The sequence below is a fragment of the Pseudomonas sp. B6001 genome (genome assembly GCF_013386015.1).
Lineage (GTDB): Bacteria > Pseudomonadota > Gammaproteobacteria > Pseudomonadales > Pseudomonadaceae > Aquipseudomonas.
Genome location: NZ_JACAOX010000017.1, coordinates 407,112 through 431,102 on the forward strand (window position 1 = coordinate 407,112; position 23,991 = coordinate 431,102).

At 62.0% G+C, this 23,991-nt stretch carries 17 protein-coding genes; 9 read left to right on the plus strand and 8 right to left on the minus strand.

Annotated features, from left to right (window positions below; all coding sequences use genetic code 11):
• Window positions 1-113 precede the first annotated feature (113 nt).
• Together HX821_RS19225 and HX821_RS19230 are read right to left on the minus strand one after the other, a co-directional pair.
• Entirely contained in the window at window positions 114-584 is a 471-nt protein-coding gene (locus HX821_RS19225; protein ID WP_177036229.1) for a hypothetical protein, read from the minus strand.
• A 188-nt stretch (window positions 585-772) separates the two neighbouring features.
• On the minus strand, window positions 773-2,356 hold the full coding sequence (locus HX821_RS19230; RefSeq protein ID WP_003215978.1) for a peptide chain release factor 3: 1,584 nt from the start codon (window positions 2,354-2,356) through the stop codon (window positions 773-775).
• Window positions 2,357-2,651: 295 nt separating this feature from the next.
• Here HX821_RS19230 and HX821_RS19235 point away from each other — a divergent pair, with 295 nt between their 5' ends.
• The 5 genes from HX821_RS19235 to HX821_RS19255 all read left to right on the plus strand — a co-directional run bounded on the left by HX821_RS19235 (window position 2,652) and on the right by HX821_RS19255 (window position 7,793).
• The gene (locus tag HX821_RS19235) at window positions 2,652-3,404 is read left to right on the plus strand and encodes an ABC transporter permease (RefSeq protein ID WP_233092015.1); all 753 of its coding nucleotides are present in this window, start codon (window positions 2,652-2,654) and stop codon (window positions 3,402-3,404) included.
• 38 nt (window positions 3,405-3,442) lie between these two features.
• Entirely contained in the window at window positions 3,443-4,336 is an 894-nt protein-coding gene (locus HX821_RS19240; RefSeq protein WP_003215975.1) for a glycine betaine ABC transporter substrate-binding protein, read from the plus strand.
• An 11-nt stretch (window positions 4,337-4,347) separates the two neighbouring features.
• Complete coding sequence (locus HX821_RS19245) at window positions 4,348-5,001, plus strand: ABC transporter permease (protein WP_003215973.1); 654 nt, start codon at window positions 4,348-4,350, stop codon at window positions 4,999-5,001.
• The gene (locus tag HX821_RS19250; RefSeq protein WP_008437274.1) at window positions 4,998-6,155 is read left to right on the plus strand and encodes a betaine/proline/choline family ABC transporter ATP-binding protein; all 1,158 of its coding nucleotides are present in this window, start codon (window positions 4,998-5,000) and stop codon (window positions 6,153-6,155) included. Before HX821_RS19245 ends, HX821_RS19250 begins: the two co-directional genes overlap by 4 nt.
• 474 nt (window positions 6,156-6,629) lie before the next feature.
• Entirely contained in the window at window positions 6,630-7,793 is a 1,164-nt protein-coding gene (locus tag HX821_RS19255) for a type III PLP-dependent enzyme (protein ID WP_003215969.1), read from the plus strand.
• Between the two features lie 66 nt (window positions 7,794-7,859).
• Here HX821_RS19255 and HX821_RS19260 read toward each other — a convergent pair whose 3' ends face one another.
• Complete coding sequence (locus tag HX821_RS19260; RefSeq protein WP_177036230.1) at window positions 7,860-8,660, minus strand: tetratricopeptide repeat protein; 801 nt, start codon at window positions 8,658-8,660, stop codon at window positions 7,860-7,862.
• Window positions 8,661-8,662: 2 nt separating this feature from the next.
• A complete protein-coding gene (locus HX821_RS19265; protein ID WP_003215964.1) occupies window positions 8,663-9,343 on the minus strand; it encodes a Fe2+-dependent dioxygenase in 681 nt (226 codons plus the stop codon).
• Window positions 9,344-9,562: 219 nt separating this feature from the next.
• Between HX821_RS19265 and HX821_RS19270 the strand changes: the two genes are divergently transcribed.
• Together HX821_RS19270 and HX821_RS19275 are read left to right on the plus strand one after the other, a co-directional pair.
• Window positions 9,563-11,857, plus strand: coding sequence for a TonB-dependent siderophore receptor (locus HX821_RS19270; RefSeq protein ID WP_177036231.1), 2,295 nt, complete (start codon window positions 9,563-9,565; stop codon window positions 11,855-11,857).
• A 135-nt stretch (window positions 11,858-11,992) separates the two neighbouring features.
• Window positions 11,993-14,518 carry a sulfite reductase flavoprotein subunit alpha gene (locus tag HX821_RS19275; RefSeq protein ID WP_177036250.1) on the plus strand — a complete coding sequence of 842 codons (2,526 nt, stop codon included), beginning with the start codon at window positions 11,993-11,995 and terminating at the stop codon, window positions 14,516-14,518.
• 149 nt (window positions 14,519-14,667) lie between these two features.
• On the opposite strand, the gene HX821_RS19280 is transcribed toward HX821_RS19275, so the two are convergent.
• The 4 genes from HX821_RS19280 to ptsP form a co-directional block, all read right to left on the minus strand.
• Window positions 14,668-16,209 (minus strand): alkaline phosphatase, encoded by a 1,542-nt coding sequence (locus HX821_RS19280; RefSeq protein WP_087694616.1) that lies wholly within the window; start codon window positions 16,207-16,209, stop codon window positions 14,668-14,670.
• A gap of 186 nt (window positions 16,210-16,395) precedes the next feature.
• Complete coding sequence (locus HX821_RS19285) at window positions 16,396-18,108, minus strand: PTS fructose-like transporter subunit IIB (RefSeq protein ID WP_003215951.1); 1,713 nt, start codon at window positions 18,106-18,108, stop codon at window positions 16,396-16,398.
• 11 nt (window positions 18,109-18,119) lie between these two features.
• Window positions 18,120-19,040 carry a 1-phosphofructokinase gene (pfkB, locus tag HX821_RS19290; protein ID WP_087694617.1) on the minus strand — a complete coding sequence of 307 codons (921 nt, stop codon included), beginning with the start codon at window positions 19,038-19,040 and terminating at the stop codon, window positions 18,120-18,122.
• Window positions 19,041-21,899 (minus strand): phosphoenolpyruvate--protein phosphotransferase, encoded by a 2,859-nt coding sequence (ptsP, locus tag HX821_RS19295; RefSeq protein WP_177036232.1) that lies wholly within the window; start codon window positions 21,897-21,899, stop codon window positions 19,041-19,043.
• Between the two features lie 294 nt (window positions 21,900-22,193).
• Here ptsP and cra point away from each other — a divergent pair, with 294 nt between their 5' ends.
• Both cra and HX821_RS19305 read left to right on the plus strand, forming a co-directional pair.
• Entirely contained in the window at window positions 22,194-23,189 is a 996-nt protein-coding gene (gene cra / locus HX821_RS19300; protein ID WP_177036233.1) for a catabolite repressor/activator, read from the plus strand.
• A 5-nt stretch (window positions 23,190-23,194) separates the two neighbouring features.
• A complete protein-coding gene (locus HX821_RS19305) occupies window positions 23,195-23,971 on the plus strand; it encodes a TatD family hydrolase (protein ID WP_177036234.1) in 777 nt (258 codons plus the stop codon).
• Window positions 23,972-23,991: the final 20 nt, after the last annotated feature.

A 23,991-nucleotide genomic window follows, 5' to 3' on the forward strand; every position in this document is an offset into this window, starting at 1 on the left:
CGCACGACAGCCTTTTACCGTCGCCACGATAGACGCTAGACCCAATGCGGCGTTCTCGCAACACCTGGCCTGGATGGGCGGCACAATCGCTTCAATCCCCTGCGAACGGTTTTCTACGCTTCTCGCCTGTCTTTCGAAAATCGGCTCTTGATCTTTTCATAGCCGGAATTGTCCAGCCCCTCGACTCGGCACGACCCATGGAAGTTTTCAACTTCGTGGTTAAATTCGCCGTGAAACTCAAAGCTAAGACGAAGAGAGGGCAGCGAATGATCGATATCCTCTACAGTAATTTTTCCGTCTACCGCCTCATGGATGCTGTTATCACCTTCGAACGTGTAATCAATCGCCGCCACTTCCAGGCCATCATGAACACCGACTTTGAAAACATCACCTTTTTGAATGCCTGAAAGGCCTGTTCGAAGAAAGTGAATGGATACCCCATTAACCCCGCCATGGTATCCAGCGACTGCAACTAGACGGGACAGTGCAGTAAGCAAGACATCATGGGTCAGCATCATATTTTGCTCAGGCACTAAAACAACGTGCATATCACCTGAAGAACCGTTTGCTTTAGGATCAGTCATGTCATCACCTCATCTTTTAAAGGGACTCGCTGCATCGCCTTTATAGACCGAAGGCAAGGCAGGGAAATACTGTCAAGTCTCACAGAGAAACGATTCAGCAAGCATGCAACACCCGCCCATTCACTTTTCTCGGGCATGAAAAAAGGCGAAGCCATGACAGCTTCGCCTTTTGGTGTACCGCTCAGATCTTAATGATGCTCACGGGTCGCGCGGAATTTCACATCCGGCCAGCGCTCTTCCATCAGCGCCAGGTTGACCCGAGTCGGGGCCAGGTAGGTCAGGTGACCACCGCCGTCGATCGCCAGGTTTTCCACGGCCTTGATCTTGAACTCTTCCAGCTTCTTCTTATCGCTGCAGTCGATCCAGCGCGCGGAGTACACGGTGATCGGCTCATAGGAGCATTCCACCTTGTATTCCTCTTTCAGGCGACTGGCCACTACATCGAACTGCAGCACACCGACGGCGCCGAGGATGATGTCGTTGCTGCGTTCCGGGAAGAACACCTGGGTGGCACCCTCTTCCGCCAACTGCTGCAAACCTTGGCGCAGTTGCTTGGATTTCAGCGGGTCACGCAGGCGTACGCGGCGGAACAGTTCCGGGGCGAAGTGCGGGATACCGGTGAAGCCCAGCACTTCGCCTTCGGTGAAGGTGTCACCGATCTGGATGGTGCCGTGGTTGTGCAAGCCGATGATATCGCCGGCATACGCTTCTTCCAGCTGCTCACGCTCGGAGGAGAAGAAGGTCAGGGCGTCGCCGATGCGCACGTCCTTGCCGGTACGCACGTGGCGCATTTTCATGCCTTTTTCGTATTTGCCGGAGCAGATACGCATGAAGGCGATACGGTCGCGGTGCTTGGGGTCCATGTTCGCCTGGATCTTGAACACGAAGCCGGCGAATTTCTCTTCCACAGGCTCCACGGTACGCTCGTTGGCAACCCGGGCCAGCGGCTTGGGGGCCCAATTGACCACGGCATCCAGCACGTGATCGACACCGAAGTTGCCCAGGGCGGTACCGAAGAACACCGGCGTCAGCTGGCCGTCGAGGAATTCCTGCTGGTTGAACTCGTGGCAGGCGCCCTGCACCAGTTCCAGCTGGTCGACAAACCGGTCGTACTCGTCACCCAGGTGGGCGCGGGCTTCGTCGGAGTCGAGCTTCTCGATGATTTTCACATCGGTACGTTCGTGGCCGTGGCCAGCGGTGTACACAATGATGTAGTCGTCGGCCAGGTGGTACACGCCCTTGAAGTCGCGGTAGCAACCAATCGGCCAGGTGATCGGCGCAGCCTTGATCTTCAGGACGGCTTCGATTTCGTCCAGCAGTTCGATCGGGTCGCGGATGTCACGGTCGAGTTTGTTGATAAAGCTGACAATCGGCGTATCCCGCAGGCGGCACACGTCCATCAGCGCGATGGTGCGGGGCTCGACGCCTTTACCGCCGTCGAGGACCATCAGCGCCGAGTCCACCGCCGTCAGGGTGCGGTAGGTGTCTTCGGAGAAGTCTTCGTGGCCCGGGGTGTCGAGCAGGTTGATCATGTGGTCGCGATACGGGAACTGCATGACCGACGTGGTAATGGAAATACCACGCTGCTTTTCCATTTCCATCCAGTCGGAGGTGGCATGGCGGTCGGATTTACGGGATTTCACCGTGCCGGCCACCGCGATCGCCTTGCCCATCAGCAACAGCTTTTCGGTGATGGTGGTTTTACCGGCATCGGGGTGGGAAATAATGGCGAAAGTGCGGCGTTTCGCGACTTCGGCGGCCTGGTGGGTCATGGGAAATCGCCTGGCAGGTGAGTCAAAAAAGGGCGGCGAGTATAGCGCAAACCCGGGGTGACGGACCACCGTTCACCCCATTGGGGGTGGCTAATTGCTGCCAAGTATGGAACCTTTTAAAAGGTAGAGACGTCCACTCCCCTGCTATCGCACTCGTAACAGGGGCTGAAAAATCAGCAAGTTAGCCTGACGAGGCTGCGCTCATGGCTCGACCGCATACCGCGTTGCCGGTAGGGGCGAGCTGCTATTCGCGACCACATTCGCCGACAGCCAGGAATGGCATTGCCGCTCGGAAATGTGTTCGCCGACAAAAGAAAAAAGGAGTCCGCCTGTGGCTATTCGCTATGGCAAAGGGCTGATAGGAGGAGCGGTTGTCGTCGCTCTCCTGGCCCTGCTGGTCCACTGGATCGGCATCAACACGATCGAACTGTACCGCGACGATTTGTTGTTTTACCTGCAAGCTCACTTGATCCTCGTCCTTGTTTCGATGCTGGCCGCCCTGATCGTAGGGATTCCCGCCGGTATCCTGCTGAGCCGACCCAACATGGTCGGGCGCGCAGAACGCTTCATGCAGATCTTCAACATCGGCAATACCGTCCCTCCCCTGGCCGTACTGGCCATCGCCCTCGGTGTCCTTGGCATCGGCAGCGGCCCCGCGATCTTCGCGCTGTTCCTCGCCTCGTTGCTGCCCATCGTGCGCAACACCTATGAAGGCCTGAAAAACGTTCAAGGTTCCCTGAAAGAAGCCGCCGTCGGCATCGGCATGACGCCGCGCCAGGTGCTGTTTCGCGTGGAATTGCCCAACGCCGTGCCGATCATCATCGGTGGTGTACGCGTGGCCCTGGCGATCAACGTCGGTACCGCGCCCCTGGCGTTCCTGATTGGCGCCAACAGCCTGGGCAGCCTGATCTTCCCCGGCATCGCCCTGAACAATCAGCCGCAACTGCTGCTCGGCGCCGCATGCACCGCGCTGCTGGCCTTGCTGCTCGACGGTCTGGTGACCATGGCCAGCCGCCTTTGGCTGGAACGCGGGTTGCGTCCGTCTTAAGGCTTTGGCCCCGTCTTGGGCCTGAAACAGGAATTCACATGAAAAAACTGACATTGATATTGAGCTGCGTCCTGCTGTTCGCAGGGTTTGCGCAAGCCGCTGAAAAACCGGTCATCCGCATCGGTGCCCGGGTGTTCACTGAACAGACCCTGCTCGCCGAAATCACCTCCCAGTACCTGCGCACCAAGGGCTACGACACCCGTGTGACCGGCGGCCTGGGCAGCAACCTGGCACGCAGTGCCCAGGAAAGCGGGCAACTGGACCTGATCTGGGAATACACCGGCGTGTCGCTGGTGGCCTACAACCATGTCGACGAGAAGCTCGACAGCGAACAGTCCTACGCCCGAGTGAAAGAACTCGACGCGAAAAAAGGCCTGGTCTGGCTCTCCCCGTCGAAATTCAGCAACACCTACGCCCTGGCCCTGCCAGAGAACGTGGCCAAGGAATTCCCGCAGATCAACAGCATCAGCGACCTGACCGCGGCACTGGCCGAGAAAACCAAGGAAAACCGCCTGGTGGCCCTGGACACCGAGTTCGCCAACCGTTCCGACGGCATGGCCGGCATGGTCAAGCTGTACGACATGAACCTGACCCGCAAGAACACCCGGCAGATGGACGCCGGCCTGGTGTACACCGCGCTGCGTAATGGCCAGGTGTTTGCCGGCTTGGTCTACACCACCGACGGTCGCCTGAACGCCTTCAAATTGAAGCTGCTGGAAGACGACAAGCACTACTTCCCGGACTACACCGCCGCGCCGGTGGTGCGTCAGGTTTACCTCGATGCCCATCCGCAACTGGCCGCTGATCTCAAGCCACTGGCTGCGCTGTTCGACGACGAAACCATGCGCCAGCTGAATGCGCGGGTCGACGTCGACCACGAAAGCCCGTCCGCCGTGGCCGCAGATTTCCTGCGCCAGCATCCGATCAACTAAGAGGAGAAGACATGGAATTCCTGAACGCCTTTTCCCATCTTGATTGGGCCCAAGTCCTGCACCTGACCTGGCAGCACATCACCCTGGTCGGCATTGCAGTGATCCTCGCAATCGTCGTAGGCGTGCCCCTGGGTGTGCTGATGACCCGCTTCCCGACGCTCGCCGGCCCATTGCAAGCCAGTGCCACGGTGTTGCTGACCGTGCCGTCGATCGCGCTGTTCGGCCTGCTGCTGCCGTTCTACTCCAAGTTCGGCCAGGGCCTGGGGCCGATGCCGGCGATCACCGCCGTGTTCCTCTATTCCCTGTTGCCCATCATGCGTAACACCTACCTCGCCCTCACCGGCGTTGAGCCAGGCATTCGCGAGGCCGCCAAAGGCATCGGCATGACCTTCGGCCAGCGCTTGCGCATGGTCGAGCTGCCGATTGCCGTACCGGTGATCCTCGCCGGTGTGCGCACCGCCGTCGTCATGAACATTGGTGTGATGACCATCGCCGCCACCATCGGCGCCGGTGGCCTGGGTGTACTTATTCTGGCTTCCATCAGCCGCAGCGACATGTCGATGCTGATCGTTGGCGCCGTGCTGGTCAGTCTCCTGGCCATCTTCGCCGACCTGCTTCTGCAATGGCTGCAACGCACGCTGACTCCAAAAGGACTGCTCAAATGATCGAACTTCAAAACCTGACCAAGACCTTCCAAAGCAACGGCAAGACCATCACCGCCGTTGATTCCGTAAGCCTGACCGTCAACGAAGGCGAAATTTGCGTATTCCTCGGCCCCTCGGGCTGCGGCAAGAGCACCACGCTGAAGATGATCAACCGCCTGATCAAGCCGACCTCCGGCAAGATCCTGATCAACGGCGAAGACACCACCGACCTGGATGAAGTGACCCTGCGTCGCAACATCGGCTACGTGATCCAGCAGATCGGTCTGTTCCCGAACATGACCATCGAAGAGAACATCGTGGTGGTGCCCAAGCTGCTGGGCTGGGACAAGCAGAAATGCCACGACCGCGCCCGCGAGTTGATGAGCATGATCAAGCTCGAACCCAAGCAGTACCTGCATCGCTACCCGCGTGAACTGTCCGGCGGCCAGCAGCAGCGGATCGGCGTGATCCGCGCCCTGGCGGCGGATGCACCGTTGCTGCTGATGGATGAGCCGTTCGGCGCGGTCGACCCGATCAACCGCGAGATGATCCAGAACGAGTTTTTCGAGATGCAGCGCGCGCTGAACAAGACCGTGATCATGGTCAGCCACGACATCGACGAAGCCATCAAGCTGGGTGACAAGATCGCGATCTTCCGCGCCGGCAAGCTGCTGCAGATCGACCACCCGGACACCCTGCTGGCCCACCCTGCCGACGAATTCGTCAGCAACTTCGTTGGCCAGGACAGCACCCTCAAGCGCCTGCTGCTGGTGAAGGCTGAAGATGCGGCGGACAACGCGCCGTCGGTCAGCCCGGAAACCCCGGTGGCGGATGCCCTGGAGCAGATGGATGAGCTGGACCGTCGCTACGTGGTGGTCACCGATGCCGAGAACAAGGCCCTGGGTTATGTGCGACGTCGCGACCTGCATCGTCAGACCGGTACCTGCGGCCAGTACCTGCGGGAATTCAACGCCACGGCGGCGTATGACGAGCATTTGCGCATCCTGCTGTCGCGGATGTACGAGTTCAACCGCTCGTGGTTGCCGGTGATGGATGCGGAGCGGGTGTTCCTCGGGGAAGTGACCCAGGAGTCGATTGCCGAGTACCTGAGTTCCGGTAAGTCCCGTGGGGGCAAGACCAGCATTGTGTCGCCTGCCGAGACAGCACTGGCCTGACCTGACACACAGCGGTCAAAATGTGGGAGCGGGCTTGCTCGCGAAGGCGGAGTGTCAGTCACCGGATGCATTGGCTGATACACCGCCTTCGCGAGCAAGCCCGCTCCCACATTGGATCTTCACTGTACCCGCAACACCTCAAATTGCCCCTACCGGGGAACATCAATCCGTCATACCGGTCGGTTACATAAGTAGCTGCACGCGGCCGCACGACGAACGCGTGCAAAAACGCGACATTTTTAGTTGATCTATAGCCCCTCACGTCCTAAAGTTCGCGCCGAACGTCCATGCTGGAAACGATCCATCCGGCTCAAGTACTGACGACGAGACAGCAAGGCCAAGGGAAGCGGTTGATCCCATGGCCTTTTTGCTTTCGGCGACATGCCTTGGGAAGTAGGCGAACCAAAGTGGGGATACGGAGGACGTTCATTTGCACCCATTGATCAATCTAGTTTGCCAGTAGGAGTTCCCAGCATGTCGATCCAGGTCGAAGACTATTTCGCGCGCGCCACTTTTGACAAAATGAAGGCGTTCGCCGACACCCAGGAAACCCCGTTCGTGGTGATCGACACCGCGATGATCAGCCAGGCCTACGATGACCTGCGCGCCGGTTTCGAATTCGCCAAGGTGTATTACGCCGTCAAGGCCAACCCGGCCGTCGAGATCATCGACCTGCTCAAGGACAAGGGTTCGAGCTTCGACATCGCGTCGATCTACGAGCTGGACAAGGTCATGGACCGCGGCGTCAGCCCCGACCGTATCAGCTACGGCAACACCATCAAGAAATCCAAGGACATCCGTTACTTCTACGAGAAGGGCGTGCGCCTGTTCTCCACCGACTCCGAAGCCGACCTGCGCAATATCGCCAAGGCCGCCCCGGGTTCGAAAGTGTATGTACGTATCCTCACCGAAGGCTCGACCACGGCCGACTGGCCGCTGTCGCGCAAATTCGGCTGCCAGACCGACATGGCCATGGACCTGCTGATTCTCGCCCGCGACCTGGGCCTGGTGCCTTACGGCATCTCCTTCCATGTCGGCTCGCAGCAGCGTGACATCAGCGTGTGGGACGCGGCGATTGCCAAGGTCAAAGTGATCTTCGAGCGCCTGAAGGAAGAAGACGGCATCCACCTGAAGCTGATCAACATGGGCGGCGGCTTCCCGGCCAACTACATCACCCGCACCAACAGCCTGGAAACCTACGCCGAGGAAATCATCCGCTTCCTCAAGGAAGACTTCGGTGACGATCTGCCGGAAATCATCCTGGAGCCGGGCCGTTCGTTGATCGCCAACGCCGGGATCCTGGTCAGCGAAGTGGTACTGGTTGCGCGTAAATCCCGCACCGCCGTCGAGCGCTGGGTCTACACCGACGTGGGCAAATTCTCCGGCCTGATCGAAACCATGGACGAAGCCATCAAGTTCCCGATCTGGACCGAGAAGAAAGGCGAGATGGAAGAAGTGGTTATCGCCGGCCCGACCTGCGACAGCGCCGACATCATGTACGAGAACTACAAGTACGGCCTGCCGCTGAACCTGGCGATTGGTGACCGGATGTACTGGTTGTCCACCGGTGCGTACACCACCAGCTACAGCGCAGTTGAATTCAATGGCTTCCCGCCATTGAAATCGTTCTACCTGTAAACGCACGCCCTGATCGTTCCCACGCTCTGCGTGGGAACGCATCCGGTGACGCTCTGCGTCACGCCGTTAGAGCGGACGCAGAGCGTCCAGGGCGGCATTTCCACGCAGCGCGTGGGAACGATCAAGTTCAATCGCATGCTCTTGATAGATCTCGGCCATTGCCCGTATCTGCGGCTCATTGGCGGCACACAACGCCTTGTGCGCCACCCGCAAGAACTTCAAATTCCCGCCCGCCAGTGCCTTGCGCAACCATTCCAGTGCCGTTTCTATCTCGCCCCGGTCCGCCAACACCGCCGCATAACTGAACTGCCCGCGAAAATCCCCGCCTTCTGCTGACTGGCGATACCACGCCACCGCCGCCTCCAGATCCCTCGGGCAGTACTGCCCTTCTTCCAGATAACGCCCCAGCAGGTTCATCGACTTGGCATGGCCCAGTTCCGCCGCCTGTCGATAACACGCCAGCGCCTGGGCTTGATCCTCGGCAACCCCGCGCCCGGTCGCCAGCAGGTTGGCGTAGTTGTACAAGCCCCAATCCAGCCCGGCCTCGGCCGCCCGACGATATTCCCGGGCCGCCGCCACGGCATCCGCCTCGCAACCCCAGCCATGCTCCAGGCAACGCCCGAGCATATTGCGCGCCATCAAATGCCCGCCCTGGGCGGCAATGCGGAACCAGCGCATCGCCAGTGCTTCATCGCGCTCGATGCCGCGCCCTTCCAGCAGGATTTGCCCGAGCAGCGCCTGGGCATCCACCACGCCCTCTTTCGCAGCGATCAAAATCGCCTGGGCGGCGCGCACCGGGGAGTCGTCGAGCATGCTCTGCAATTGCTCAACGTTGAGTACTTCTTCACGGCGCAATAAAAAGCCCACGGTCAGACCTCAACCCAGCGGCGCAGCAGGTTGTGATAGGTGCCGGTGAGCTGGATCAGCGCGGGGTGGTCGGGCACGTCGCGGCTCAGTTGCTGGATCGCCCCGTCCATCTCGAACAGCAAGGTGCGCTGGCTGTCCTCGCGCACCAGGCTTTGGGTCCAGAAAAACGAGGCGTAGCGCGCGCCACGGGTCACGGCGTTGACCTTGTGCAGGCTGGAGCCGGGGTACAGCACCATGTCGCCCGCCGGCAACTTGACCCGCTGCAGGCCGAAGGTGTCCTGGATTTCCAGCTCGCCGCCGTCGTAGTCGTCGGGGTCGCTGAAAAATACGGTGGAGGAAAGGTCAGTGCGCACCCGCTCGTGGCTGCCCTTGGACTGACGCACGGCGTTGTCGATATGGAAGTCGAAACTGCCGCCGGCGGTGTAACAGTTGACCAATGGCGGGAAGACCTTGTGCGGTAACGCCGCTGACATGAACAGCGGATTTTTCCACAGTCGATCGAGGATCGCCGCGCCGATTTCCTTTGCCAGCGGGTGGCCTTCCGGCAGTTGCAGGTTGTGTTTGGCCTTGGCCGATTGGTGCCCGGCAGTGATTTTGCCGTCGGCCCACTCGGTGTGCGCCAGGGCTTCGCGGATGCGCAGCACTTCCTCGCGAGAGAACAGGCCGGGAATGTGCAGCAACATGGAGGCATTACCTGAAAACAGTGAGACGCCAATGGTAGTGATTCTTATTGACTGTGTACAACCCTACTCCCGCCCAAAGGACGAACGAGATCGTCAAAACCGTAAGCAAAAAGTGTAAAGAACGTAAATTCAGTGCGAATAGTAATGTATCGCAATTGATATGAAGTCTTGTTCTCCCTATATTCCGCGGCCTCACCTCCTTGGGGAAAGGACACACTCATGCCGCGCACTTCGATAAAAACACCTGCCAGTTCACCACGTTTGCTGGCCTCGGCCATCGGCGTTGCCATCAGCGCCAGCTCTGCCGCCCAAATGGCGCAAGCTGCTGAAGACACCGAGCAGAAAGGCGAGCGCAACAGCATTTCCCTGGGAGCCACCAGCATCACCGGCCAGGAACAGGACAGCACGTCCTACCAGGTCGAAAAAGCCTCCTCGCAGAAGTACACCGCGCCGCTGGTAGATACTCCTCGCTCGGTCACCGTGGTGCCGCAGCAAGTGCTCAAGGACACCGCCGCCACCTCGTTGCAGGACGCCTTGCGCACCGTGCCGGGGATTACCTTCGGCGCCGGTGAAGGCGGCAACCCGCAGGGCGACCGTCCGTTCATTCGCGGCTTCGACGCCCAGGGCGATACCTACCTCGACGGCGTGCGCGACACGGGCGGCCAGAGCCGCGAGATCTTCGACATCGAATCCATCGAAGTCAGCAAAGGCCCCAACTCGTCATTCGGCGGCCGCGGCTCGGCCGGCGGCAGTCTCAACCTGGTGAGCAAGACGCCACAGGCGCGGGACTTCACCAACGGTGGCTTCACCTACGGCTCCGACCAGACCCGCCGCTATGTGCTCGACGTCAACCGTCAGTTCCTCGACAGCGCGGCCTTCCGCCTGAACCTGATGAGCCACGAACAGAACGTCGCCGGGCGTGATGCCGTCAACTACGACCGCTGGGGCGTGGCGCCGTCGCTGACCTTCGGCCTGGGCACTCCGACCCGCGTCAACTTCAGCTACTACCACATGGAAAGCAACGACCTGCCGGATTCGGGCATTCCGTATGGCTACAGCAACAGCGGCGCAAGAGCCGCCCACGTGCATGACAAGCCAACCGACGGCGGCGACAGCAACAACTTCTACGGCCTCAAGGATCGCGACTTCCGCAAGACCCGCGCCGACATCAGCACGTTCTCCATCGAGCACGACCTGAACGACAACATGACGCTGAAAAACACCCTGCGCCACGGCAACACCGGCCAGGACTATATCGTCACCCAACCCGACGACAGCCAGCACAACGTCAACCAGTTCGGCACCGTGTGGCGCCGCGCGAACACCCGCGTGTCCACCACCGAGACCACCACCAACCAGACCGATCTGTTTGGCAGCTTCCAGGCGCTGGGCTTCAAGAACACCTACTCCACCGGGCTGGAATTCACCGGCGAAGAAACCCGCTACAGCGGCTACACCGTCAGCCCGAACAGCAACCCCGGTTGCCCGGCGCCCGGCAAAGGTGGCCAGTGCACCTCGCTGGGCAACCCGAACCCGGACGATGCCTGGACCGGCAGCATTGCGCGCAACTACAACGGCACCAACACCAAGGCCACCAGCCGTGCCGCCTATGTGTTCGACACCATCGAGCTGGACCCGAAATGGCTGCTGAACGTCGGCCTGCGCTACGACACCTTCGACACCGTGGCCAACACCAATGCGGTGCCGACCGCCACCGTCAAGGCCCGCAGCAAGATCAAGAACGACAGCCAGTTCTTCAACTGGCAGGCGGGCCTGGTCTGGAAGCCGGTTGAAAACGGCAGCATCTATGCCTCCTACGCCACCTCAGCCTCACCGGCCGGCGGCCTGGTAGGTGAAGGCGCCGACGGCAACCCGCTGTCTGCCGGCGCCGCCACCAGCGACCTGAAACCGGAAGAGACCGTCAACTACGAGCTGGGCACCAAGTGGGACATGTTCCACGACCGCCTGTCCCTGACCGCTGCGGTGTTCCGCACCGAGAAGAAAAACACGCGGATCCTGGTGGACGCGCTGACCTATGAAAACGGTGGCGAATCCCGCGTCGACGGCCTGGAGCTTTCCGCCAGCGGCAAGCTGACCGATCAATGGCAAGTGTTCGCCGGCTACAGCTACCTGAAAAGCGAACTGGTGGACCCGGGCCTGAACGGTCGTAACGGTGTCGTCAGTGCCGGCTCGAACAAAGGCAACCAGATGCCCAACACGCCGAAGAACACCTTCAGCCTGTGGACGACGTATGACGTGACACCGAAGCTCACCATCGGCGGCGGCGCGTTCTATGTCGACGAGGTCTACGGCGATGCGGGCAACACCGTCTACGTGCCGTCCTACACCCGCTACGACGCCATGGCCAGCTACAAGCTGACCAAGAACGTCGACCTGCAGTTGAACGTGCAGAACCTCACCGACAAGACCTACTACGACAAGGCCTATGCCTCGCATTTTGCCAACCAGGCAGCCGGTCGTACGGCCCTGCTGACCACCAGTTTCCATTTCTAAACCGATACAAATGACTGCACGAAACCCCACGCATCGGATGCGTGGGGTTTTTGCGTGTAAAAAAGAATGTTTCTCGACAACTCGCGGCATAATGCGCGCCGTGAAACACCTAACCTGATGACGAGGCCGTACGACGTGTTGAAGAAAACCCTGTTCCAGTTGCATTGGTTCTTCGGCATTACCGCCGGGCTGGTGTTGGCCTTGATGGGGATCACCGGCGCAACGGTGTCGTTCCAGGATGAACTCATCGAGTTGCTGAACCCGACGGTGTTGACGGTGGAAAAGCGTCCGGCCGGGGTACTGCCGCCCGCTGAACTGGTGCACCTGCTGGAAGCCCGCGAAGGCAAAGTCGTGTCGATGCTCACGGTGCAGCCCGACAGCACCAACGCGGCCAAGGTCTGGTTCACCCCACCGCCCGGTGAACGTCGCGGGCAGATGCGCTACTTCGACCCGTACACCGGCGACTACCTGGGCGATGCCGTCGGCCAGGACTTCTTCGGCTTCGTGCTGCAACTGCACCGTTTCCTCGCCATCGGCGACACCGGCCGGCAAATCACCGGCGCCTGCACGCTGATCCTGGTGTTCTTCTGCCTCTCGGGCCTGTACCTGCGCTGGCCGCGCCAAGTGGCAAGCTGGCGTGCATGGCTGGCGGTGGACTGGCGCAAGAAAGGCCGTAGTTTCAACTGGGACCTGCACTCGGTGTTCGGCACCTGGTGCCTGCTGTTCTATCTTCTGGCGGCACTCACCGGACTGTTCTGGTCCTACGAGTGGTACAGCAACGGCATGACCAGACTGCTGTCCGACGCGCCGCAGAACGAACGCGTACGCAAGCGCGGCCCGGCCCCCGAAGGGCCTGCGCCGGTGGCCAATTACGCCGCGATCTGGAGCAGCATCTACAGCAACGCCGGCCCCGGCTTGAGCGGCTACAACATCCGCATGCCCGCGGTCGCCGGCCAACCAGCCACCGTCTACTACCTGCTGAAGACCTCGCCCCACGATCGCGCGCTGAACCAGATCAACCTCGACCCGGCCACCGGCGAAGTCAAATCCCATGACACCTACGCCGGCAAAAGCTTCAAGGCGCAGATCCTGACCAGTATCTATGCGCTGCACACCGGCAGCTACTTCGGCCTGCCCGGCCGGATCATCCTGACGTTCAGCGCGCTGCTGATGCCGCTGTTCTTCATCACCGGCTGGCTGCTGTACCTGGACCGCCGCCGCAAGAAACGCCAGGTGCGCGATGCCCGCAAAGGCCTGACCGGCAACCACAGCGACGCGCCGGCCTGGCTGATCGGCTTTGCCAGCCAGAGCGGCTTTGCCGAGCAACTGGCCTGGCAGACCGCCGGGCAGTTGCAGGCCGCCGGCGTGCCAGTGAACGTGCAGTCGCTGGGCAGCGTCAGCGAAGAGGATTTGCGCCAATCGAGCCATGCGCTGTTCGTGGTCAGCACCTTCGGCGACGGCGAGGCACCGGACAGCGCCCGCGGTTTCGAGCGCAGCGTGCTCGGCCAGGACCTGTCCCTCAAGGGCCTGAACTACTCGGTGTTGGCCCTGGGTGATCGCCAGTACCAACACTTCTGCGGCTTCGCACGGCGCCTGCATTTCTGGCTGACCAACCAGGGCGGCAACCCGCTGTTCGCCCCGGTGGAAGTCGACAGCGGCGACACCGATGCGTTGCTGCACTGGCAACAACAACTGGGCCAACTGACCGGCCATGCACCCGCTGCGGCATGGGCCAGCGCGACCTATGAAAACTGGACCCTGAAGCAACGCACCCTGCTCAACCCGCACAGCAGTGGCTCCGGCGTCTATTTGCTCGGGCTCACCCCGCCAGCCCCCCGAGACTGGCTGGCCGGCGACCTGGTGGAAGTGCTGCCACGCAATTGCCCATGGGCCATCGAACACTTCCTGGAAGGCCTGGGACTGGCCGGCAGCGAAGGTGTGGTAGTCGACGGCCTTGCACACACCCTCGACCAGGCCCTGGCCGGCCGCCAACTGCCGGACAATCGCGCACACCTGGTGGGCCTGCATGCCCAGGCGCTGGTCAATGCACTGGTGCCGCTGGGCATGCGCGAATACTCCATCGCCTCGATTGCCAGCGACGGTGTGCTGGAGCTGATCGTGCGCCAGGAGCGTCACCCCGATGGCAGCGTGGGCGTGGGTTCCGGCTGGTTGACCGAACATGCACCGCTGGGTTCGACCATCAGCCTGCGAGTGCGGCGCAACAGTGGTTTCCATCTGCCGACCGAGCCGCTCCCGATGATTCTGCTGGGCAACGGCACCGGCCTTGCCGGGTTGCGCAGCCTGCTCAAGGCGCGGGTTGCCGACGGCCAGCAGCGCAACTGGCTGCTGTTTGGCGAACGCAATATCGCCCATGACTACCACTGCCAGGACGAGCTGCAAGGCTGGCTGGCCAGCGGTGACCTGGCGATGCTTGACCTGGCCTTTTCCCGGGATCAGGCAGAGAAAATCTACGTGCAGGATCGCCTGCGCGAATCAGCGGATGTGCTGCGTAAATGGGTGGCCGATGGCGCCGCGATTTACGTCTGCGGCAGTTTGCAAGGGATGGCGGCGGGTGTGGATCAGGTGCTGCACGATGTGCTGGGCAGCGAAGCCGTCGAACGCTTGATTGAGCAGGGCCGCTACCGCCGGGATGTTTACTGACCCCCTGAAGATACACCGATCAAAATGTGGGAGCGGGCTTGCTCGCGAAGGCAGTGGATCAGTCGATACATCTGTTGACTGACACACCGCCTTCGCGAGCAAGCCCGCTCCCACATTGGCTCTTCTTCAGTAGGTAGATTGCATTGCAATCACACTGGCGCCAGTTTCTGTTCAAACACTGAAACCCCATCCAGGTCCCGCAAAATCACCGTCAGCTCCGCCGTCTGCCCGTCAATCTGCACCTCGCCAAAAAACTGGAACCCGGCAAACGGCGAGCTGTTCTGCACCGTCGGCGCCTTCTCGAACACCACTTCCGGGCCAAAGGTTTTATCCAGCGGATTAGGCCCGAAACTCCCGGCATTCAACGGCCCGGCGACAAACTCCCAGAACGGCTCAAAATCCTGAAACGCCGCCCGATCCGGATGGTAATGATGGGCCGCGCAGTAATGCACATCCGCCGTCAGCCACACGTGATTACGCACCTGCTGCGCCCGCAGAAACGCGAGCAATTCGGCAATTTCCAACTCGCGCCCCTGGGCCGGGCCCGGGTCGCCGTTGGCGATCGCTTCCCAACGCGGCACGCCGGGGCTGACCTCACCGTCGGGCACGCCCAGGCCAATGGGCATGTCGGCGGCGATGACTTTCCACTGCGCCTGGGAGGCCTTCAATTCGCGCTTGAGCCAGTCCAGTTGCTCACGCCCAAGGAACGGTTTTTCACCGCCAAGATTGTCATCGTTCGGCCCGCGATAGCTGCGCATGTCCAGCACAAACACATCCAGCAACGGGCCGTAGCTGAGCTTGCGATAAATCCGCCCGCCCTGGTCGGCGCTTTGCCGGCGCATCGGTGAATATTCCAGCCAGGCCTGGCGCGCACGGCCTACCAGGGTATTGATGTCGCGAGTCTTGTAGCGCTCATCCAGTTGCTTGCTCGGCGACCAGTTGTTGATCACCTCGTGGTCGTCCCACTGCCAGATCTGCGGCACTTCGGCGTTGAAGCGACGTACGTTCTCGTCCATCAGGTTGTAGCGGTAGTTGCCCCGGTATTCATTCAGGGTTTCAGCGACTTTGCTTTTGGCTTCGGTGGTGATGTTGCGCCAGATGCGTCCGTCCTCGGTGGTCAGTTGCGCGGGCACCGGGCCGTCGGCGTAGATGGTGTCGCCGCTGTGAATGAAGAAGTCCGGCAGGCGCAGGCGCATGGCTTCGTAGATGCGCATGCCGCCGATGTCCGGGTTGATGCCGAAGCCCTGGCCGACGGTGTCGCCGCTCCACACAAAGCGGATATCCCGGCGCTGCTGCGGCACGCTGCGCAGGTGACCGAACCAGGGCTCGCTGGCCACGCCTGTCTGGGCATCTTCAAAGTGCACACGGTAGAAGATCGCCTGGTCGACGGGCAGGCCCGTGAGTTCGACACGGGCGGTGAAATCGGTGCGGCTGTCGGCCAGGGGCGAGACGAATTTGCGCGGGTTGCTGAATACGCTACGGGTGTCCCACTCCACCACCATCCGGGCCGGGCGGTCGCTGCGGCTCCAGATCATCGCGCGGTCGCCCAGCAGGTCGCCGGACTGCACGCCGTCGGTGAGTTGCGGGCGATCCTTGACCGAGGCGATCACCGCAGGCGCGAGGCCCGGCAGCAACAGGCCGGCGCCAACGGCTTGCATCACGCGGCGGCGGCCGAGATTGAAGTGGCTCATGCGGGTTCCCTCTCGAGCAGCAAAAGGGAAACTTAAGCATGACGGGATGAACGAGTTATGACACCGGCCTTATTGCTCACGGAGGTCAAATGTGGGAGCTGGCTTGCCTGCGATAGCCTCAACTCGGTTGCGTTGATACACCGAGGTGCCTGCATCGCAGGCAAGCCAGCTCCTACATGAACCGCGTCATGCCTGGGCGGGTGCGACAGAAAGCTCTACGGTCTCAGGGCGCTTGAGGAATGCATACACCACGGCCGTCAACAAACTGCCCGCCACGATCGCCAGCAGGTACAGCAGCGCATGGTTGATCGCATTCGGGATCAGCATCACAAACAATCCACCATGGGGCGCCATCAGCTTGCAGCCGAAATACATCGACAGCGCACCGGTCAGCGCACCGCCGGCGATGCTGGCCGGGATTACCCGCAACGGGTCCTTGGCAGCAAACGGAATCGCGCCTTCAGAGATAAAGCACATGCCGAGGATCAGCGCGGCCTTGCCGGCTTCACGCTCGGTCTGGGCGAACTTGCGTCGCGCCAGGAAGGTGGCGATGCCCATGCCAATCGGCGGCACCATGCCGGCAGCCATGGTCGCGGCCATGGGGGCACCGCTTTGCGCCGCCAGCAGGCCGACGGAAAACGCGTAGGCCGCCTTGTTGATCGGGCCACCGAGGTCGACGCACATCATGCCGCCCAGCAAGATGCCCAGCAGCACGGCGTTGGTGGTGCCCATGGTGCTGAGAAAATCCGTGAGGCCGGTGAGCATCTTCGCCACCGGCGGCCCTACCAGGTAAATCATCGCAAGACCCGTGAACAGGCTCGCCAGCAACGGGATGATCAGGATCGGCTTGAGGGCTTCCAGGCTCTGGGGCAAACGGATCGCGCGGCTGATGAATTTGACGCAGTAGCCGGCGAGAAAGCCGGCGAAGATCCCGCCGATAAACCCCGCGCCCAAGGTGCTGGCCAGCAGGCCACCGATCATGCCGGGGGCCAATCCAGGACGGTCGGCAATCGAGTAGGCGATGTAACCCGCCAGCAGCGGCACCATCAGCATGAACGCCTGGTCGCCGACGGTTTTCAGCGCGGCGGCCAGGGTGCCTTTTTCTTCAAAGGCATGAATGCCGAACACGAATGACAGGGCGATCAGCAGACCGCCCGCCACCACCATCGGCAGCATGAACGACACGCCGGTGAGCAAGTGTTTGTAGACACCGGTCTTCTCCGGTTTGGCAGCGGCACCACTGGCAGCGGATTCCTGCTTGCCTTCGGCCAGCGCCTTGTTGAGGGTCGCCTCGGATTGCTTGAGCGCGATCCCGGTACCGCAGCGATAGATTTTCTTGCCGGCAAAGCGCTCGGTGGCGACTTCGATGTCGGCGGCGAGCAGTACCACATCGGCGTCACGAATCGCCTCGGGACTCAGCGGCGTGCGGGCGCCCACGGAGCCCTGGGTTTCCACCTGCAAGTCATACCCGAGGCGCTTGGCGGTTTGCTGCAACGCTTCGGCAGCCATGAAGGTGTGGGCGACGCCGGTCGGGCACGCGGTGATCGCGACGATACGCGGCGTGCTTTTCGCCGGTGCCGCGTCAGCCACCTGCACCTGGGCCTCCTCGGCCCCGCGACGCAACACCGCGTCCACATCCTGCAACGCCTGGGCCGGCGTGCTGCGGAATACGCGTTTGCCGACAAAACGCTGCATGTCCACCGGCGTGCTGCTGACCAGCAATACCCACTCGGCGGCTTCAAGGGTGGCCGCCGACAATTGGCGTTCCGGATGCTGCACGTCGACCACTTCGACGCTGGTGCTCCAGCCCTGGCGTTGCGCGGCGGCATCCAGCAAGCGGGCGCACAGCACACTGGTGACCATGCCGTTCGGGCAGGCAGTAACAATGGCTAACTTCATGACCAACCCTCTTATTGTTCTGTCAGCGGGCGCACGTGGACGCCGCTCTGCAAAGTCTCAAGCTGCGCTTCGTCGGTGATGCCAAAGCCGATCTGCGTGACCGCCATCGCGGCAATGGCGGTGGCGCGGCCCAAGGTCTGCTCCGGCGTATCGCCACTGAGCAAACCGTGAAGCATCCCGGCCAGCAGCGAGTCGCCGGCGCCTACGGTACTGGCCACGGTTACCTTGGGCGGCGTGGCGTGCAGCGCGGTATCCGGGCTGTACCAGCTCACACCCGCGGCACCGTCGGAGACCACCACATGCTCCACACCTTGCCGATGCAGTTGGCGGATGGCATCTGTGGAATGACCAAGGGCATCGGCCAGTTCTTCGGTATTGGGTTTGACCAACCACGGGCCGGCGTTCAATCCAGCGCGCAGCGCTTCGCCGCTGGTGTCCAGGGCGACTTTCAAGCCGAGGTTTTTCAGTTGCTGCAGCAGGCCCTGGAACCACTGAGGGGTGATGCCGCGTGGCAGGCTGCCGGCCACGACGACGGCGTCGTAGCCCGGAGCAATCCGCGCCAGTTGCTCAAGCAGTGCGTGTTGCGCCTGCTCGCTGACCAACGGGCCCGGCGCATTGACATCCGTGACCCGCCCGTCCTGCTCGGCGATCTTGATATTGCTGCGGGTTTCGCCCGGCACGCGAATAAAGGCATCGGTAAAACCGCGACGGGCAATCAGCATCTCGAATGCCTGGGGATTGTCCTCTCCAAGAAAGCCGCCCACGGTCACCTGATGACCAAGGTCCGCCAGCACCTGGGCCACGTTCACGCCCTTGCCGGCAGCGTGGGTGATCATCGCTTCGCTGCGATTGACCTCGCCCGGTTCCAGGCGCGCCAGGCGCACCGTCAGGTCCAACGCCGGGTTCAGCGTCAGGCTTAAAATCCTTGCCATTTACACGGCCTCCACAAGCGCACGCACTTCGGCGGGAGAACCCACCGCCAGGGCTTTTTGTGCCAGGCCCTGGGCCTCGCTCAGACTGAATTCACGCACCCGTGCCTTGACCTCGGGGATGCTGCGCGCAGACACACTCAGCTCATCCACTCCCAGGCCGATCAGCACCGGAACTGCCAGCGGGTCGGCTGCCAGCTCGCCGCACACGCCGACCCATTTGCCATGGGCATGGGCGGCGCGCACGGTGATGTCGATCAGTTGCAACACCGCCGGATGCAGGCCGTCAGCCTGGGCCGACAGCGTCGGATGGCCACGGTCGATGGCCAAGGTGTATTGGGTCAGGTCGTTGGTGCCGACGCTGAAGAAGTCCACTTCCTTGGCCAGTACCGGCGCCAGCAACGCGGCCGACGGCACTTCGATCATGATCCCCAGTTGCAGGTCGGCCACCGGGATTTCCAGGCGCAGGCGCTCGGTCATGGCCCGAGCCTGTCGCCACTCGTCAACACTGCCAACCATGGGGAACATGATGCGCAGTGGACGGTTGTCTGCCGAACGCAACAGCGCGCGCAATTGCGCTTCCATGATCTGCGGGCGTTGCAGGGTCAGGCGAATGCCGCGCACGCCGAGGAAGGGGTTTTCTTCCTTGGCGATCGGCCAGTACGGCAGCGGTTTGTCGCCGCCCACATCAAGGGTGCGCACCACCAGCGGCCGGCCGCCGAGGCCGTCGAGCACGCGGCGGTATTCGGCTTCCTGGGTGGCCTCGTCGGGCGCCTGTTTGTGGGCCATGAAAATCAGTTCGGTGCGCAGCAGGCCGATGCCTTCGGCGCCCTGCTCCACCGCGCCGGCAACCCCGGCGCTTTCGCCGATATTGGCGAACACTTCGACGGCATGGCCATCGCGGGTCAGGGCCGGTTCATGGCGTTGCGCGGCGGCGGCTTGCAGACGTTGTTCGCGGGTGTCGCGTTCGACGGTGGCGCGCTGCAAGGTGGCGGCGTCGGCGTCCACATGCAGGCGACCGCGCTGGCCATCCAGCAACAACGGCGTGCCCGAAGCCAACAGCAATACAGCAGGGCCTGCCCCCACCAGCGCGGGAATGCCCAAAGCACGGGCGACGATGGCGCTGTGGGCGGTGGCGCCGCCACGGGCAGTGAGGATGCCGGCGACACGCACCGGGTCCAGGCGCGCCACGTCCGAAGGACCCACTTCGTCCATCACCAGGATGTAGGGTTCGTCCGGCTCCTGGGCGGTTTCGACGCCGCACAGTTGCGCCAGCACGCGGCGGCCAATGTCACGCAGATCGGCGGCGCGCTCGGCAAGCAAGGCGTCCTGCAACGATTCCTGCTGTTTGGCGGCGGCTTCGATCACGCTCATCCACGCGGCTTCGACGCTTTCGCCCTGCTTGAGGCGCGTCTCGACTTCGTCGGTCAGTTCCGGGTCGTCGAGCATCTCCTGGTGGGTGATGAAGATCTCGCGGATGGCCTTGGACTTGCTGCGCTCGATCAGGCCCTGGATGTCCCGGCGCACGTCGGTCAATGCCGCGTGCAGGCGCTGGCGCTCGATCACCGGCGACTCGCCGCGCAGCGGGTATTCGAAAGGTTGCAGCACCTGGATATGCGCCGGGCCAATCGCAATGCCGGGGGCGGCGGCGATGGCCTGGATCAGGCTGCCGGACACTGGCGCGCTGATCACCGGTTCGATCTCGACCACGGCTTGTTGGGCGCTGACTGCCGGCAGCGGCTCGACTTCTTCGCCGAGGCCGTCTTCCACTGCCGCCAGCAAGGCGGGCAAGGCGTCACCGGCAATGGTTGGCTCGGCGACAAACTCCAGTACCTGGCCGCGACGCGCACCGAGGCTGAGCAACTTGCTCAGGCTTTTTACCGATACCGCGCCGACGTCTCCATCGACGATGCGCACACGGATTTCACCGGCAAAACTTTTCGCCAATTGCGCGAGGATCTTCGCCGGGCGCGCATGCAGCCCGTGGGCGTTGGCCAGGGCAATGCGCACGCTTGGCCAGTCGGCTGGCAGTTCACCGCCGAGCACTTCCAGTACGGCCCGGCTGCTGGTGGCGCGGCCGAGTTCCTGGCCACGGCCTTCGATCAGCAAGGCACACAGGCGTTCGAGCAAGGTCTGGTGGGCCTCGCCGAGGCTGGCCAGGCAGAACAGGCCGCTCAAGGGCTGGCCCAGGTAACGCATCGGTTTATCCGGGGTGACAAAAGCCAGGCCCGGGCGCTTCACCGTCTGCTCGCTGTGCAACCACCACAGGCCATCGCCCAGGGGCAGCGCGTCGACTTGTTGCAGCACGGCGGCAAAGCCATTGCTCACACAATCGGCCTGGCGCAGCAGGCGTGCGCCTCTCCACACCAGTTCTTCGAAATCATCAGCCGACACGCCCAGGCCAATCATCTGTGCGTCCAGCGCCAGCTCCTGCGGCGCACCTTGCAGCAGTTTCAGCAAGGCCTCGGCAGAACTGGCGCGACGCAGGGCCTGGCCCAGGTCGGTCTCGCCGAGGGCACGGGTCAGTAGTTGCAGCAGGCGCAGGTGTTCGTCGGATTTGGCGGCAATGCCGATCGCCAGGTAGACGATCTGGCCATCGCCCCAATCCACGCCGTCGGGAAATTGCAGCAGGCGCACGCCGGTGGCGAACACTTGGTCGCGGGTTTCGGGGGTGCCGTGGGGGATGGCGATACCCTGGCCGAGAAAGGTCGAACCTTGGGCTTCACGCGCTTGCAAGCCACTGAGGTAACCCTCGGCGACCAGGCCATCGGCCACCAGTTTTTCAGCGAGCAGTTGCAAGGCAGCAGACTTATCCACAGCCGTCTGGCCCATGGATATCTGCTCGTGGGTGAGCTCAAGCATGCCGTTCTCCTAGTTAGTGCGGCGGGCGCACTAGGTATTATTTTGAATAAATCAGTGCAAAAGCGTTCGAATAAAATTGACTGAGTGGTCAGTTGGCAGGACCACACTCGTCGCGATAATCGTAAAAATACGCTTGCTGAAACGTTTAATCTAGAATTTATGGCAGATTACGCGTTAATTTCCCATGATTGAAGAGCCACTCGGCTGTTGAGTTGCGACAATGGTCGCCTGCAGTAATCGGTTACGATTGGACAAAATGTCGGGGCAAGCTCTAAAAAACAAGGAAATCCCGGTTTGAAACTCAGTGATATCGCGCGCATTGCCGGTGTGTCTGTGACCACCGCCAGCTACGTCATCAATGGCAAGGCCGAACAGCAACGGATCAGCAGCGCAACCGTCGAACGGGTGCGCGCCGTGGTTGAAGAACATGGCTTTACGCCCAACCCCCAGGCCGCCGGGCTGCGCAGCCGGCACACCCGTACCCTGGGTTTTATCCTGCCGGACCTGGAAAACCCCAGTTACGCACGCATCGCCAAGCTGCTCGAACAAGGCGCCCGTGCCCGCGGCTATCAATTGCTGATCGCCAGCTCCGACGACGACGCCAACAGTGAGCGGCAACTGCTGCAACTGTTCCGCGCCCGCCGTTGCGATGCGCTGTTTGTCGCCAGCTGCCTGCCGGCCACCGACGACAGCTACCGCGAACTGCAAGCCAAGGGTTTGCCGGTGATCGCCATCGACCGGGTGATGGAGTCTACGCAGTTTTGCTCGGTGGTCAGCGATGATCGCCAGGCCTGCCAGCAATTGACCAGCAGCCTGCTGCACCCGCTGCCCAAGCAGATCGTGTTGATCGGCGCGCGGCCAGAGCTGAGCATCAGCCAGGAACGTACCGCCGGTTTCAAGCAAGCGCTGAAAGACTTCAGCGGCGAAGTGCTGATCGAACAAGGCGAGTCGTTCAGCCGCGACTGTGGCCGACATCTGATGGAGCAGTTACTGCAAAGCCTGGGGCATTTGCCTGACGCACTGGTGACTACGTCCTACGTCCTGCTGCAAGGGGTGTTTGACGCGCTGCATGACTTCCCGCTCAAATCCCGGCCACTGCGACTGGGGACGTTTGGCGACACCCAACTGCTGGATTTCCTGCCGCTGCCGGTGAATGCCATGGCCCAGCAGCATCAGTTGATTGCCGACACCGCGCTGCGCCTGGCGCTGGCGGCCATTGAAGAACAGCACTACGAACCCGGCGTGCATGCCATCGGCCGTACGTTCAAGCAGCGGATTCACTCGGAGTAAGCGGTGTGGAGCTGATCGACAGCCACACCCATCTGGATTTTCCGGACTTCGATACGGACCGCCGCGAAGTCCTGAGCCGCAGTCGCCGCCTGGGCGTGCGCAGGATGGTGGTGCTCGGGGTCTATCAGCAGAATTGGCAACGGTTGTGGGACCTGGTGCAAACCGACGCGGATTTATTCGCCGCCTTCGGCCTGCACCCGGTGTATCTCGACGACCATCGCCCCGCCGACCTGACGGAACTGGGCGACTGGCTGACCCGCCTGAACGGCCACCGGCAACTGTGCGCGGTGGGCGAAATCGGCCTGGATTATTTCCTCGAAAAGCTGGACCGCGAACGCCAGCAAAGCCTGTTTGAAGCGCAACTGAAGCTGGCGGTGGATTTCCAACTGCCGGCGCTGCTGCATGTGCGCCGCAGCCACGCTGCCGTGATCGCCACCCTCAAGCGCATTCGGCTGCCACGGGGCGGAATCATCCACGCGTTTGCCGGCAGCCAGGAAGAGGCCCGCGAGTACATCAAGCTCGGCTTCAAACTGGGCCTGGGCGGCGCGGCCACGTGGCCGCAAGCCCTGCGCATGCACAAGGTGATCGCCCGGCTGCCGCCGGAAAGCGTGGTGCTGGAAACCGACTCACCGGACATGGCCCCCGTGATGTACCCCGGCCAGCGCAACAGCCCCGAACACCTGCCAGACATCTGCGCCGCCCTGGCGGAGCGCATGGGCATCAGCTCCTCAGCGCTGGCCGAGGCGAGCACCCGCAATGCCTGCGAGCTGTTCAACTGGTAGGGGCCCATCCCCGATGCATG

What these genes read in the sequence shown, in the direction of transcription:
- HX821_RS19225 (WP_177036229.1), bottom strand. Translation starts at nt 584, where the DNA reads ATGACTGATCCTAAAGCAAACGGTTCTTCAGGTGATATGCACGTTGTT.
- HX821_RS19230 (WP_003215978.1), bottom strand. Translation starts at nt 2,356, where the DNA reads ATGACCCACCAGGCCGCCGAAGTCGCGAAACGCCGCACTTTCGCCATT.
- HX821_RS19235 (WP_233092015.1), top strand. Translation starts at nt 2,652, where the DNA reads ATGTGTTCGCCGACAAAAGAAAAAAGGAGTCCGCCTGTGGCTATTCGC.
- HX821_RS19240 (WP_003215975.1), top strand. Translation starts at nt 3,443, where the DNA reads ATGAAAAAACTGACATTGATATTGAGCTGCGTCCTGCTGTTCGCAGGG.
- HX821_RS19245 (WP_003215973.1), top strand. Translation starts at nt 4,348, where the DNA reads ATGGAATTCCTGAACGCCTTTTCCCATCTTGATTGGGCCCAAGTCCTG.
- HX821_RS19250 (WP_008437274.1), top strand. Translation starts at nt 4,998, where the DNA reads ATGATCGAACTTCAAAACCTGACCAAGACCTTCCAAAGCAACGGCAAG.
- HX821_RS19255 (WP_003215969.1), top strand. Translation starts at nt 6,630, where the DNA reads ATGTCGATCCAGGTCGAAGACTATTTCGCGCGCGCCACTTTTGACAAA.
- HX821_RS19265 (WP_003215964.1), bottom strand. Translation starts at nt 9,343, where the DNA reads ATGTTGCTGCACATTCCCGGCCTGTTCTCTCGCGAGGAAGTGCTGCGC.
- HX821_RS19270 (WP_177036231.1), top strand. Translation starts at nt 9,563, where the DNA reads ATGCCGCGCACTTCGATAAAAACACCTGCCAGTTCACCACGTTTGCTG.
- HX821_RS19280 (WP_087694616.1), bottom strand. Translation starts at nt 16,209, where the DNA reads ATGAGCCACTTCAATCTCGGCCGCCGCCGCGTGATGCAAGCCGTTGGC.
- HX821_RS19285 (WP_003215951.1), bottom strand. Translation starts at nt 18,108, where the DNA reads ATGAAGTTAGCCATTGTTACTGCCTGCCCGAACGGCATGGTCACCAGT.
- pfkB (WP_087694617.1), bottom strand. Translation starts at nt 19,040, where the DNA reads ATGGCAAGGATTTTAAGCCTGACGCTGAACCCGGCGTTGGACCTGACG.
- ptsP (WP_177036232.1), bottom strand. Translation starts at nt 21,899, where the DNA reads ATGCTTGAGCTCACCCACGAGCAGATATCCATGGGCCAGACGGCTGTG.